Genomic DNA, 13,560 nt, shown 5'->3' with positions numbered 1-13,560 from the left:
AGAGAAGTATAGTAAGTATATATGGGATTTCTTGATGGGCTAGGACGATTCATGGAGGGTAAAGACCCGTTTGAGGGCGCACCACAGCCAGACGCGCCTCAGATTCCAACTTCAGACGCACGATCCGAAGAGCCTCCACTTGTTGATGAGCATGGGAATAAAATCGTACCTCGTATTACGCTCGATAACGTAAAAGCACATCGAGATGGCGGTACGATGACCGTCATGGCATGGGTAACTAATCATTCTGAACGGCCCGTACGGATCGATTACTTTAGCGTGCTCGGTCAGAAACAAACGTATCAGTATGATATAGCACCTAGTAGGCCGAGCCAGCTGACGATCTATAAAGGCGCCGTGGCGTCAAACGAACACGATAGTCATGCCGAATTTGCGTTTCGTATCAAAAGGAATGATGACGGATTTAAGAACGTCTATCATGTAGAGTTTAATCGTGAATCAGATGGCAAATTTACCATTGAAGAGCTTCACGCCGACGGCCCTGTGCGAGATATATAGTTTTCCACATAAAGCGTAGAAAAGACAACATACCACGCTATATGTAGCGCTTTACGCAAATAATGTGCTACAATGAAGTCCCATGGAGACGAACGAAAACATGGGACAAAAAGAAAAATACATATTTGTAACTGGGGGTGTGCTCTCGGGGGTAGGAAAGGGCATTACCGCGGCTAGTATAGGTGCTGTCCTACAAGCCAAAGGTGCTGTCGTTTCGATTCAAAAGTGTGACCCGTATCTCAATGTAGATGCGGGCCTTTTGAATCCTGCGGAACATGGCGAATGCTTCGTGACTAAAGATGGCGCCGAAACGGACCTTGACCTAGGCCATTATGAGCGTTTTTTGGATTTGGAATTAACACAGAAAAACGCCACATTATCTGGCAAATTATTATCAGAACTTATTGCGGACGAACGCGCCGGTAAATTCGGAGGCCAGACCGTACAGCTTGTGCCACACTTAACGAATGCTATTCAACGGGCGATAGCAAAAGCCGGCAAGGGAAGTGATATTCACATTGTCGAAATTGGCGGGACCGTGGGTGACTACGAAGGCCTTAGCTTTGTCGAGGCAATTCGTGAATTTTCACAAAAAGTCGGCCGCGAGAACTGTTTATTCGTTCACGTTGTCTACGTGCCGTTTATTGGCACGAGCAAAGAATTTAAAACCAAGCCTGCGCAAAATGCGCTGAATGATCTTCGCGGGTTTGGAATCGTACCAGACAGTGTTGTCGTTCGTACCGACGAACCAGCGCCAATTGGCGTTGCTAAGAAAATCAGCTTATTTGGTGGTGTTCCCGAAGAGAACGTACTGCTGCTGCCCAATGCCGATACGGTATTTCGTGTCCCGCTTACAATCGCTGGAAACGGCCTGCACAAAATGCTTACAAAATTCTCTGGCTTTACAAAAACTCCGGATCTATCTAAATGGGAAGATATCATTAGACGCCAGACAAGTAAGCCTAAAAAGACTATTTCAATTGGCCTTGTCGCAAAATATATGGACAACGAAGACACGTACATTTCCGTTCTGGAAGCGCTAAAAAGTGCGGCCTGGAGCGAAGAAGTTGGCCTAAAAGTGGTGTGGATTAATGCCGAAACAGCCGAGGATAAGGATTTTGCCGCCGTCGATGCTCTTTTGGTTCCCGGCGGTTTTGGATCGCGTGGTATTGAAGGTAAAATTGCCGCAGCGCGTTACGCACTGGATAATAACGTTCCATACCTCGGGATTTGTTTGGGTTTGCAGGTAGCGGTCATAGCTAGTGCTAGGAAGGCTGGCTTAAAAAAGGCAAATAGCACAGAATTTGAAGATACCAAGCAGAACGTTGTATACATCATGGAAGGACAGGCAGGTAAAGAATCCACAGGCGGAACCCTTCGTCTTGGGGACTATCCGGCAAAACTCGCAAAGGGATCAAAACTGGCAGAAATTTATGGTGCGAACAAAATAGTTGAGCGACATCGCCATCGTTATGAGGTGAACCAAAAATTTATAGATGATATTAAAAAGGGCGGCTTAGAAATTAGCGGCACCTCGCCAGACGGTAAGCTGGTTGAATTTATTGAGGCAAAAGATCACTCGTACTTCGTGGCAACTCAGGCTCACCCTGAATTTCGCTCCAGGCCTAATAGGCCTCATCCGCTTTTTGCTGGTCTTATTCGGAGTGTGCTTTAGGTTTCCTGACGTGAAGTTCGTGAGGAATACCGAAGACTTCTCCATGCTGACCTGTTGGTTGAAATCCATATTCCTCAACGAGCAGAGGCCTTAAAGGTTCATTCCAACTCACGCCTATACGTACTTCTCTGGTGTCTTGCTCTTCGAGTACCTCGTCTAGGAGGGCTGATGCTATTTCGAACCGGTCTTTATCGGCATCATTAGCCGCGATAAGGGAGAATATGCCAAGAGGATTACCCTTGAGGCGATGGCTGTGGAAGAGATTACGCATGGCAAGGGCATAGTGCTCATAAGGCGTAGCGTAGGGCTTTTGATCACCCGTGAACCACTCGTTGGTTTTTACAAATCCAACCAAGTCTTGGTCTAGCAGCGCTACCTTATAAAGCTCAGGTTTTAGTTTTAATTTTTGCTCCTGCTTCTTTATATGTTCGGGATTGGAAGAATTGGCAATAGCTAACACTTCATCTTCTGACAGGCGTGCTTCACGAAGATCCTGGGCTGTAAGAGCAAGAATACGGCTTGCATCTTCTGTCGTAACTCTAGAAATTTCAACACTCATGATAAGCCACTATACTCTACAGGGGTGAAAAGTGATATACTTGTGACGATGGAAAATAATCTAGCCAACTGCATTAAGGAACTATATCAACTCGATATAGAACCGACCGTTACGCGTCCTGATCCGGAATTTGGGGATTATGCGACAAATGTAGCAATGCAATTGGCAAAACCGCTTGGCAAAAATCCACGGGAAATTGCCGAAGAGATTGCTGGCAAATTACGCCAAACTAATGAATTTTCAGAAGTGACAATTGCCGGCCCCGGCTTTATTAACTTACGTATCGCGGCAAAGCAATTAGCATCGCGTCTTGATCAGGAATGGAGTGAGGTTTACGGGGAAAACACCGATGGCGCCGGTAAAACAGTTGTCGTTGAATACCCAAGCCCAAACATGGCAAAACCATATAGTATCGGGCATTTGCGACCGGGCAACCAAGGCTGGGCTGTTAAACGCTTGATGGAAGCGTCGGGCTGGAAAGTTATCACTGATAATCACTTAGGCGATTACGGAGCCCCGTTTGGTATTTGGGTTGTTGGTTTTTTGAAATTCAGTAGTGATGACGCGCTAACCAAAGGCGGCGTTTATGAACTTGGTCGAATTTATATCGAAACCAAAAAAGCCTTGAAGGAAGAGAAAGAGCGCGGTGAAACTGAACTAGCTAATCAAGTACAGGATTGGCTGGTTAAACTTGAAAATGGTGACGAAGAGGCTGCCGGCTACAGCAAGCGTTTTAACGAGATTTCCTTAACGCATATCCATGAAATTATGAAACGTCTAAAGATTTCGACAGATAATGAATTAGGCGAGGCATTTTTTGCACCAAAAGGAAAAGAAGCCGTTCAAAAATTGCTCGACAGCGGTGTTGCCGTAAAGAACGATGACGGTTCGATTATCGTTCCGCTTGATGAATTCGGATTTGACGTACCGCTGCTGGTGCAAAAATCAAACGGTACGGCGCTGTATGCGACGACTGACCTTGCAACGATTTTATACCGCGAAGAGAACTGGCATCCGGATCGTGTTATTTATGCCGTGGGTAGTGAACAACAATTTTACTTCACGCAGCTATTCGCGATGGCGAAAAAACTCGGTATTCACACTGAACTTATACATCTATGGTTTGGCATGATTGACCAATTAAACGAGGATGGCGTTCGCGAAAAAATGAGCAGCCGAAAAGGTGTGGTCCTGATGGAAGAGCTGCTAAATACGGCCGAAGCCAAGGCGCATGAAATTGTTGAGGGCCGTGATGTCAGTGAAGACGACGTAAAAAAGATTGCCCTTGGTGCAATTAAGTTTAGTGACTTTGCTGCTGATCGCCGGACTAATATTTTATTCGACTGGGATCATATCTTCGCGCTGACTGGATTTAGCGGACCATATATCCAGTACGCCGCGGTACGGGTAAATAAGATTATTTCGGATAACGTGACTGATGAAAACGTATCTTTTGACGATTATGATTATGAAGCTGAGAAAGCCGTGCTCGCAAAACTTTTGGAATATCCGGACGCAGTCAGCTTGGCTGCCCGCGATTTAGAACCGCATAAAGTCGCGACGTATCTATACGAACTAGCGCGTGAAATGAACCGCTATTACGAACAAACGCCAGTAGCCCTACCAAACGTATCTGACAGTGAAAAAGCAGCTCGTTTGCAGCTTCTAAAAAAAGTAAGCCACGTGTTTATGCACGGGCTCAGTTTGCTTGGTATCGAAGTTCCTTCAAGAATGTAAGGTTTTTGAGGGGGCGAGAAGACGAGCTTGTAAGCCTGCCTTCTCGCTCTCCCTCCTTCAGGCTTCTCCTTCGGGTCACGACGGAGAATATACAGCCGGGCGTTCTTGTCCGCCCCCACCATCTATTTGATCACATCGCTAAGGTCACTGAAGACCTCGCAGACGCAACTGGAGCAAAAGGTCCTGTTTTCGGTCTCGCACCTCGATTGTTGACGGACGCTGACGGATAGCCCGCAGATCTTGTACGAGAGGGAAGTGACCGTTGTTTCCTAGACGTTTTGCTGCCACAAGTACCTCCGATAGATTGTTAAAGCCTGGCCCACAATACAAACGTCCGAACATTACGCTTGGTTTATATCATGGTTATTATAAACTCAAGCGAATTCCGTCCATCACGAACAGCGGATCAATTGTGTCGATCGCTGCCGTGAGAGGGTTTGCACTGACTTCATAACAGTCATTAGTTTACTATGTAATTAATACAACGTCAACTCTGACGTTAAGACTTAATCACGACAGTGATATAATGACAGTAACAAATAGGGAGATCTTATGGCAGAAAATAAATCAGTAAATTCATCCAAAGCGGCAATCGCCAAAGCACACGCAAAAGCAATTAAAGAGCATGGAACAAATCACGTAGGCGGGTTTGTGACCTTTGTCCGTGAACAAGGTGTCGTCGGTCTAGCGGTTGGTCTAGCGGTGGGTACTGCAGCGGGCAGCGCGGTTAAATCAATCGTTGACGGCCTCATCAACCCGATTGTCGGGTTTATAATCGGCGGGGTAGATCTAAGTAAATTAAAATGGGTCGTCGTTGCGCCGAACGCACAAGGAGATGGCGGTCTTGCTTTTGCTTGGGGAGCAATCCTGTCGGCTATTATTACCCTGCTTGCGACAGCGCTTGTGATTTACCAGTTAATTCATCTTGCCAAGTTAGACCGTATTGATAAAAAGAAAGAGTAGGTAGGTCCTATGGTGAAAAAAACCGACAAAGAGTGGCGCGAAATCCTCTCGCCTGAACAGTTCAAAGTGCTTCGTAAAAAAGCAACCGAAGCGCCATTTAGCGGTGAGTACGATGGGCTGTATGCCGACGGGGTCTATGCATGCGCCGCTTGCGGACAGGTGCTCTTCGACAGCACGACGAAATTTGACGCACATTGTGGCTGGCCAAGTTTTTATGATGCCAAACCAGATGCTGTTGTGTTTACTACCGATGATAGCCATGGCATGAACCGAACCGAAGTGACGTGCAATAACTGCGGAAGCCACTTAGGCCATATCTTTGAAGGGGAAGGACTAGACATACCCACCGATCAAAGATACTGTATTAATTCGCTTAGCCTGAAATTCACGCCTAAGAAATAGTCCTAACCCTTGACTCTTTGCCAAGGGTTTTGTATTGTTGATCCATATTTGAAGTCTCACCACGAGGAACGAAATCATTCGTCCCGCGTGGTGAGCTTTCAATTTATTACAAAATTGAAAGCTTTTTGTAATCCGGCAAAACCACAACCTGGGGAGTAAACGATGGGAATCAATGCTTTTACGGTGGAGGGAGGAATCATCAAGGCCGGGGTGGACGTTGAGTCGTTTACCCTAGAGTCTGGAGAGGTTGTTCGTGGGATCTTAGTTGGTCGTGCGGATAAACCCGGCTTCTTACCAGTGGTAGATAACCGGTTACGCAATCAGGAAGGTGACACACGTGCGCACATAAAAGCTGTCGCCCTAGACCTCGAAGCTCCAAGGCTCGTCGTCTGCTCGAACAAACAAGAGATTGACGAAAGTCAGGCTCTTGTCGTTTTTCGAGCAGGATCGTTCGAGGACGAGGAAGGGAGAGAGGAAGAGATCACCTACTATCGTGGCGACACGGAGTCTGGATCGGACATGTGGCGGCCCCTTAGTTACGGAGAAGTTGTGCCAATCAGGCCTTCTGCTGAAGTAGTGGAAGTGGGTACGGCACAGTTCATTCAGGTACTGAGAAAGGGCGATCTTTTCACTGCTTGGGCAAGCAGCTTCAAAGGGCTTGATGCGGAGCTCTATAGATGGGATGGCACGGACCTCCTGCGGCTGACTAAAAATACAATGAGATTGTAAATCTAGCCCCCGGACCTCACTGCGGGAAATCAGCGAGGGGATGGAAGAGGGGCGTCGCGTAATTGACGCCCCATACTCCATGACCGTATAATGACGATATGACTAAAAACGCAAAAATCCTCTGGGTTGATCTAGAGATGACCGGCCTTGATGCTGAAAATGATCTTATTTTAGAAGTTGCCGCCATTGCAACCAATTGGGATTTTAATGAAATCGCGACGTTTGAAGGTATCGTTAAAAACGAAAATATGACGCTTGAAGAACGTATCGCGACTAATAGTGTCTTCTGGGATGCAAATCCTGCGGCACGCGATGGACTAAAAGCACAAAACGGTGACGGCAAAGACCTACAGGTAATTGAAGAAGACCTACTGAAATTTATCAAAAAGCACTTCGACGACGAAAAACCTGTTCTACTGGGCGGAAATTCAATTCATATGGACCGCCGGTTTATTACTGCGCAGTGGCCACGGCTAGATGCCCGGCTTCATTACCGTATGCTCGATGTGAGCGCGTGGAAGGTTGTATTTGAAGGCAAATTTAAAAAGAAGTTTGCTAAACCCGAAGAACACCGTGCGCTTGGCGACATTCGCGGCAGCATCATGGAACTTGAATATTATCTAAAGAAATTAAAAGTGTAGACATGACCCATAAAGAACTTGAAAAATACTTACTCGATTTTCCAAACACCTGGCTGGATTTTCCATTTGGTGAGGGCACATCTGTATACAAAGTCGGGGATAAGGAAGCTGACGAGGGCAAGCTATTCGCAATTATCAGTGACGACAGCAAACCGCTTCGTGTCAGTTTGAAATGCGACCCGCAACTAGCCGAAACATTACGTGAAAAATACGAGACAGTCGTACCGGGATATCACCTGAACAAAAAACATTGGAACACGATTATTTGTTCAGGCCAGCTTAGCGACATGGAAATAAAAGATCTTGCACGCCACAGTTACCAGTTAGTATCCGGCACTAACTATTAACTGCGTTAAAATCTGCAAGCTGCGTTCTAATTGGCTTTAGGTTTGTATCCGTAGAAAGTAAGAAATCTTTTAGTGATTTACTTTTTGTTGTTGTGTAGATTTGTTTCATGAGGCTGGCAACGGTATCTAGCTGAAAGCTCATTTCTCTTGCGTACGTACGATCGTAGACAGCGTTGAGTCTGGCGTTTTCAAGTGTAGTGGTAACCTTGGCACCATCCTCTTTTTTGACGATAGTCTTGTCTAGATTGGCTGTCTTTATACCATTGTTTTTTAACGGTGTCGCGATATCACGGTTCGCATTGGTTAAAAACAGTGAAAGCGTACTATTGGTTGAGCGAAGCGTACTGCTTTTAATATTTCTTTCGGCCGATTTAGAAATTTTTTCAAGCGTTTGCATGCGGGCACTTAATGTCTGTAATTTCTGACTATCACTTGCGCCGCCACTATTAATCAAAAGCAAAAAACCTACGACTGCGGCTAAGATAGCCCCGATACCAACGATGACAAGGAGTACCTTACTATTCATCAGCGGCTTTTTTTGCTCAGGCGCAATCTGATTCAAATAATCGATAGGGTATTCGTTTTGGTCTGGTTGCATACTACCGCTATTTAAGCACAAACATTTACAGAGGTAAAGAGTGTTATAATCAAACTATGCAGGATGCCAAAGAAGAGGTTAGGGCGAAACTCAATATCGAGGACGTCGTTGGCGAATACGTACAGCTTAAACGCGCCGGACGTAACTTCAAGGGACTTAGCCCGTTTAGCGGCGAGAAAACCCCTAGCTTTTTTGTCAGTCCCGACAAACATATTTGGCATGATTTTTCTTCAAACAAGGGCGGCGATGTGTTCAGCTTTATCATGGAAGTCGAAGGAATGGACTTCCGCCAGGCGCTCGAACATTTAGCGAGAAAAGCAGGCGTCGATCTAAGCATTTACGAATCTTCGGGAAGCCGCGACTTGGCGCAGCGTAAAAAACGTTTGCACCAAGCGAATGACTTGGCGGCAATCTATTACCAGCAGAGTTTACTGAAAAACCAGCACGCACTTGAATATGTGTTTAAAAAACGAGGGCTATCTAAAAAAATCGTCGAGGATTTCAGAATTGGCTACGCGCCTACTAGCGGTGATGCTTTGGTGCGTTTTTTAGACAAGAAAGGCTTTTCTAAAAAAGAAGTTACTGACGCGGGACTGACGAATCGTTTTGGTAGCGATATGTTCCGCGGCCGTATGATGGTGCCACTGATGGACGCTACAGGGCAGGTGATTGGTTTTACCGCCCGAATTATCGACGACGATCCAAACGCGCCGAAATACTTAAACACGTCGCAAACGCTTCTCTATGATAAAGGTCGTCACGTATTTGGTCTTTCGCAGGCAAAAGAAGCAATCCGAACGAACGACTACGCGGTGATCGTTGAAGGAAACCTGGATGTCGTCAGTAGTCACCAGGCAGGCGTTCTGCCGGTTGTCGCATCAGCCGGAACGGCCATGACGGATAATCACCTGAGGGCGCTCCGGCGCTTAACGGGCAACGTTAGATTAGCATTTGATGGCGATAAGGCGGGAATTGCGGCTACCGAACGCGCAATTCCGATTGCCAGCGAAGTTGGCGTAGAACTCACGATTATTACTTTGCCAGGTGATGCCAAAGACCCCGACGAGCTTATTCAGCAAGACGTGACGCTATGGAAGCAAGCTATCGAATCGTCACAACCTGCCGTTGATTGGATTCTAGATCAATATAGCCAGCGCGAAGATATCACAACCGCAGCGGGTAAGCGTAATTTCACGACGGCTGCGCTAAACGTCGTACGCGGACTAAAAGATGCGGTTGAACAGGATCATTATGAGAAAAAAATCGCCGACATGATTGGCTCGTCATTAGATGCAGTCAAAGCAAAGTTAACGTCGATTGCTCCACTTGACCAAGCACCCAAACGAAAACCAATCGCTTCGTCAGCAGGATCGATAGCTCAAGATATATCCGCCTACCAAGATAATTTATTGTCTGTTGCGATGATCGATGCTCCTAGCCAGGAATTATTCGTTCATACGGATCCAGAAATTTTTGCAGGGCAGGAGCGCAGGGCAATAGCAAAATACCTCGCGACTCATGCAGGTTCAATTTTAAAAACAACCCCTACGGAATTGCTAAACTTCGATACGTATGTTAAAATACTACTATTAAAGGCCGACGCCCGATATGCTGACTGGAACGACCAAGATCGTTACTTCGAAACAGCACGGTTGCTCCGCCAAGTAGCAAATGAACACAAGAAACAAACCCAAGAACAATTAACAAATCAGTTGCGTGAGGCTGAAAGTGCGGGCGATGACGCAAAAGCGTTAGAACTGCGCTCACAGCTGAACACACTTATAAAGGAGATAACTCGTGGCCAAAGATGATATTATCGCACCCGTCGAAGAAGAAGATGACAGCAATAAAGTAATCGATTCAAGCGGCGGCCCGCTAAGCGACATCGACGAACCTGCAATCGATGAACTTGTCGACGAAGAAGACACTGATGAAGATACGCTAAACAGCGGCCAGTATTTTGACGATGTGAGTGACGACAGTGTTCGTCTGTACCTTCGTGAAATTGGTAAAATCCCACTACTAAACGCAGAAGAAGAACTTGCCCTTGCCCAGCGCGTTGTTGCTGGTGAAAAAAAGGCTAAAGACAAAATGGCCGAGGCAAACATGCGTCTTGTCGTTTCAATCGCCAAGCGCTATTCAGGCCGTGGCCTGGATTTTCTTGATCTTATCCAAGAGGGAAACACGGGACTGTTACGTGCCGTTGAAAAATTCGACCCGGACAAGGGATTTAAATTTAGTACCTACGCAACCTGGTGGATTCGCCAGGCTATTACCCGTGCGATTGCCGACCAGGCACGAACCATTCGTATCCCAGTACACATGGTAGAAACAATTAACAAATTGCTTCGTACCCAACGCCGCATGACACAGGAGCTTAACCGCGAACCAACCATCGAAGAGCTTGGCAAAGAACTCGAGATGGAACCTGAAAAAGTTGAATACGTTATTAAAATCAAGCAGGACATTACGTCGCTTGATGCTGGCGTTGGCCGCGACGGTGAAGACGAAGACAGCGTTCTTGGTGACTTTATCGAAGACGAAGACGGTGCAACCCCAGAAGAGTCTGCGACTTCGCAGCTGCTAAAAGAACAAGTCCAAGCAGTTCTATCAACACTTTCCGAACGCGAACAAAAGATCGTTAAAATGCGTTTTGGCCTAGAAAACGGCAAATCGCATACGCTCGAAGAAGTTGGCCAGGAATTTGCGGTTACCCGCGAGCGTATCCGTCAAATCGAAGCAAAAGCACTTGCGAAACTTCGCAAACATAAAGATGCTAAAAAACTTCACGAATACTTAGGTTAGATTACTTAACTAAAACAGCGTAGTTCATACCGAAGCTTGTCGCTACGGTACTGGACGATGCAGCGGTGCAAGGATTGGCGCTCGTTAAGTCAGAGGTGCTACCGCTTGCTTCTAATTTGGCGTAGACACAGGTAACGCTTGTATCGCCACTACCAGAGGTAAATTTCATGTAGGCGTATCCTTGCCGTCTACATGTCGCCGAGACTGCTTCGGTCGTGGTCGTGCATCCGAACGGATCAATAAACGCAGTAGTCAGATAAGCCTTTTCGGTAAGGCATGTCAGGATCGCTTTAGGGTACGTCGCATTTTGAAGGTTGAACCATCCGCTACCATTGCCTAGATCGCCGCAGCCGCTACCGGTACTGATATCATTTCCATATTTTGCACGATACGACGAAATAGCATCCGCGATATTTTGTAAGTCAGATATGCGTTCGGCGTCACGTGATTTTGCCTGAATGTTATTAAACGAAACAATAACAACACTGGCTAAAATTCCGATAACAACAAGAACGACAAGTAGCTCGACTAACGTGAAACCGCTTTTGCTTATCTTCATGATGTGATTATACCATTTAGAAGTCGATGTGCGTCAGGATGTCGTCAATCTGCTTTTGCATATGTTCAAGGTCACCATTGTTGGTAATGAAATAATCGGCAATAGCAATCGGACCACCTTTTTCGAGGTTCTCAATTTCTGCCCAGTCACGCTGGTCAACTTCAGATGAAGTAAGCGGACGTTCTGCGCGAATAGCCAAGCGGCTTTTACGCTGATGTTTTGGCGCAATAATCGCTGCAACGGTTAACTCGCCGGGGAACTCATGCTTCACGAGTTTGTATTCGGTCCAAGAGTAAATACCATCTAAAACAATACGGTGTTGTCCCGATGCGATCAGATCACGTGCCTGCTTGATCGCGCGTTTAACGACAAAATCTTTGCCTTCTTCTTCGCGGATTTTTTCGCGGAACTCCTTTTGGCTTTCAAAGGTAATTTCAATGCCAGCGTCCTTCATTGCTTGATAGATGATTCCGCCGAAGTAAACTTTCGGGTAGCCTTTCTCGGTCAAATAATCGACAGCCGTACTTTTTCCGCTGCCTGTCAGGCCAACAAGCGCGATGATTTTAACGTTTTCGTGATGTTTCATGATCTTTAGTGTAACAGAGAGGATATTGAGACGCCAAACATTTATGCCGTAACAACCTATCGTTACATTTATAACAAATATATGCTATAATATGTAAAGAATGAATGAGCTTTCACCACTAGACTCTTCTTCATCCAAAGCTGATATGACGGCAGCACTTGAAGATTCTAGGCGTGCAAATATAAGACTGTACGCAATTGAAGTAGGGAGAGAGCCGTTACTTACAGAGGAAGAAGAAGCTATTTTAGGTCACCTTATCCGAGATGGACAAGCAGCTCGTCAGCTCATTGCCGAAGACAACCCCACAGAGGAGGAAAGGACTGAGCTAGAGATAGATAAAATTCTGGGTGATGAAGCGTGGGATAGAATGGTTAAATCTAATCTGCGGCTAGTCATAAGTATTGCCAAAAGTTTTGACCGACGTAGCATGCCTCTGCTTGATGCGGTGCAAGAAGGGAATCTAGGGCTATTTAGGGCTGCCGATCACTTTAATCCAAATAAGGGGATAAAATTCTCGACGTATGCCTATGAATGGATATGGGGTTCTATACAACGAGGGATTGTTCAAAGGGGTCGAATGGTTCGTTTGCCAGAACATATCTACTACGTCGTGACAGAATTACTGAAGCTCGAAGTTAGCATCGAAGCTGAAACAGGAACAAAACCTGATGCGGAAGTATTAGCAGAAAACATGGAAGTGCCAGTAGAGGATGTGAAGAAAATGCGACTTATGAAAGACCCTATTAGTCTTGAGGCATGGCTTGAAGCTAACTCGTTACTGAGTGATCAAACAGATGCCGAAGCGAAGGTTATCCCGTTAGTGGATAGACGGACGGTTGATGAGGGAGAAGTGAGCGTAGAGGAGTTTAACACGGTCCTGCCGAGTCTCACGCGACAACAAGAAGATATTCTTCGCAGACTTGTAGGCGTGGCGCGTCCTCGTCAATCTATAGATGAAATTGCAGATGAATTGGACATTCAACGTGCAAGTGTAGAGAAGGCTATAGCCAGAGCTTTAAAACGATCAGGGATCTCGTTGCCGGATGCAAGGCGAAAGACTAATCAATAATCTTATCTAGAACTTCCGTAACAGGGTATAATAAAAACATGCCGAAACGACTCGCTATTATTGACGGAAAATCCGTCTTCTACCGCGGCTATTATGCCATGCCTGGTCTTTCGACGCGCGACGGTACGCCAACTGGGGGAGTCTTCGGATTTGCCAGTCTTGCACTCGAACTTATCAAAAAACTAGAACCCGATTATGTTGCCGTTGCCTGGGATAAAAAGGGAACTAGTATTCGAAAGCGCCTCGAAATTATGCCGACCTACAAAGCCGGCCGCAAGCGTCCGCCCGAAGATTTCTTTACGCAGATCCCTATCTTGAATGAACTTCTCGAAGCTTTTTCATGGCCGCTCTACGAACTTGACGATTACGAA

The 13,560-nt window shown here is 46.2% G+C and carries 17 protein-coding genes; 12 read left to right on the top strand and 5 right to left on the bottom strand.

All coding sequences use genetic code 11. From position 1 onward, the window contains the following. Positions 1–21: 21 nt before the first annotated feature. Both VK497_01430 and VK497_01425 read left to right on the top strand, forming a co-directional pair. A complete protein-coding gene (locus VK497_01430; GenBank protein ID HMI09044.1) occupies positions 22–519 on the top strand; it encodes a hypothetical protein in 498 nt (165 codons plus the stop codon). Positions 520–601: 82 nt separating this feature from the next. Further along, a complete protein-coding gene (locus tag VK497_01425) occupies positions 602–2,194 on the top strand; it encodes a CTP synthase (GenBank protein ID HMI09043.1) in 1,593 nt (530 codons plus the stop codon). Here VK497_01425 and VK497_01420 read toward each other — a convergent pair. Next, on the bottom strand, positions 2,175–2,753 hold the full coding sequence (locus VK497_01420; GenBank protein HMI09042.1) for a hypothetical protein: 579 nt from the start codon (positions 2,751–2,753) through the stop codon (positions 2,175–2,177). The two genes, VK497_01425 and VK497_01420, sit on opposite strands and share 20 nt — an antisense overlap. Before the next feature lie 48 nt (positions 2,754–2,801). On the opposite strand from VK497_01420, the gene argS reads away from it, so the two are divergent. Beyond that, positions 2,802–4,490, top strand: a complete 1,689-nt coding sequence (gene argS / locus VK497_01415) for an arginine--tRNA ligase (protein HMI09041.1) — start codon at positions 2,802–2,804, stop codon at positions 4,488–4,490. Positions 4,491–4,634: 144 nt separating this feature from the next. Here the strand turns inward: argS and VK497_01410 are convergent, their stop codons facing one another. Then, positions 4,635–4,832, bottom strand: coding sequence for a hypothetical protein (locus VK497_01410; GenBank protein HMI09040.1), 198 nt, complete (start codon positions 4,830–4,832; stop codon positions 4,635–4,637). Positions 4,833–5,042: 210 nt separating this feature from the next. On the opposite strand from VK497_01410, the gene VK497_01405 reads away from it, so the two are divergent. The 5 genes from VK497_01405 to VK497_01385 all read left to right on the top strand — a co-directional run bounded on the left by VK497_01405 (position 5,043) and on the right by VK497_01385 (position 7,572). Then, complete coding sequence (locus VK497_01405) at positions 5,043–5,453, top strand: MscL family protein (GenBank protein HMI09039.1); 411 nt, start codon at positions 5,043–5,045, stop codon at positions 5,451–5,453. Positions 5,454–5,462: 9 nt separating this feature from the next. After that, the gene (gene msrB / locus VK497_01400) at positions 5,463–5,855 is read left to right on the top strand and encodes a peptide-methionine (R)-S-oxide reductase MsrB (GenBank protein ID HMI09038.1); all 393 of its coding nucleotides are present in this window, start codon (positions 5,463–5,465) and stop codon (positions 5,853–5,855) included. 162 nt (positions 5,856–6,017) lie between these two features. Further along, on the top strand, positions 6,018–6,584 hold the full coding sequence (locus tag VK497_01395) for a hypothetical protein (protein HMI09037.1): 567 nt from the start codon (positions 6,018–6,020) through the stop codon (positions 6,582–6,584). Between the two features lie 98 nt (positions 6,585–6,682). Beyond that, positions 6,683–7,225, top strand: a complete 543-nt coding sequence (gene orn / locus VK497_01390) for an oligoribonuclease (protein HMI09036.1) — start codon at positions 6,683–6,685, stop codon at positions 7,223–7,225. Positions 7,226–7,227: 2 nt separating this feature from the next. Further along, entirely contained in the window at positions 7,228–7,572 is a 345-nt protein-coding gene (locus VK497_01385) for an MmcQ/YjbR family DNA-binding protein (GenBank protein HMI09035.1), read from the top strand. Here the strand turns inward: VK497_01385 and VK497_01380 are convergent. Further along, a complete protein-coding gene (locus VK497_01380) occupies positions 7,562–8,170 on the bottom strand; it encodes a hypothetical protein (GenBank protein ID HMI09034.1) in 609 nt (202 codons plus the stop codon). The genes VK497_01385 and VK497_01380 overlap by 11 nt on opposite strands. A 56-nt stretch (positions 8,171–8,226) precedes the next feature. Here VK497_01380 and dnaG point away from each other — a divergent pair, with 56 nt between their 5' ends. Further along, on the top strand, positions 8,227–9,981 hold the full coding sequence (gene dnaG, locus VK497_01375) for a DNA primase (protein ID HMI09033.1): 1,755 nt from the start codon (positions 8,227–8,229) through the stop codon (positions 9,979–9,981). Next, positions 9,968–10,975, top strand: a complete 1,008-nt coding sequence (gene rpoD, locus VK497_01370; protein ID HMI09032.1) for an RNA polymerase sigma factor RpoD — start codon at positions 9,968–9,970, stop codon at positions 10,973–10,975. Before dnaG ends, rpoD begins: the two co-directional genes overlap by 14 nt. A 1-nt stretch (position 10,976) precedes the next feature. On the opposite strand, the gene VK497_01365 is transcribed toward rpoD, so the two are convergent. Beyond that, positions 10,977–11,534, bottom strand: a complete 558-nt coding sequence (locus VK497_01365; protein ID HMI09031.1) for a prepilin-type N-terminal cleavage/methylation domain-containing protein — start codon at positions 11,532–11,534, stop codon at positions 10,977–10,979. A 16-nt stretch (positions 11,535–11,550) separates the two neighbouring features. Next, positions 11,551–12,120 (bottom strand): AAA family ATPase, encoded by a 570-nt coding sequence (locus tag VK497_01360; protein ID HMI09030.1) that lies wholly within the window; start codon positions 12,118–12,120, stop codon positions 11,551–11,553. A 100-nt stretch (positions 12,121–12,220) separates the two neighbouring features. On the opposite strand from VK497_01360, the gene VK497_01355 reads away from it, so the two are divergent. Next, the gene (locus VK497_01355) at positions 12,221–13,189 is read left to right on the top strand and encodes a sigma-70 family RNA polymerase sigma factor (GenBank protein ID HMI09029.1); all 969 of its coding nucleotides are present in this window, start codon (positions 12,221–12,223) and stop codon (positions 13,187–13,189) included. Between the two features lie 38 nt (positions 13,190–13,227). After that, positions 13,228–13,560 (top strand): hypothetical protein (locus tag VK497_01350; protein ID HMI09028.1); only part of this gene is annotated, 333 nt, incomplete at its 3' end.

It is taken from the genome of Candidatus Saccharimonadales bacterium (assembly GCA_035317825.1).
GTDB lineage: Bacteria > Patescibacteriota > Saccharimonadia > Saccharimonadales > Saccharimonadaceae > DATHGB01.
This window is presented reverse-complemented; position numbering and strand designations above follow the sequence as displayed.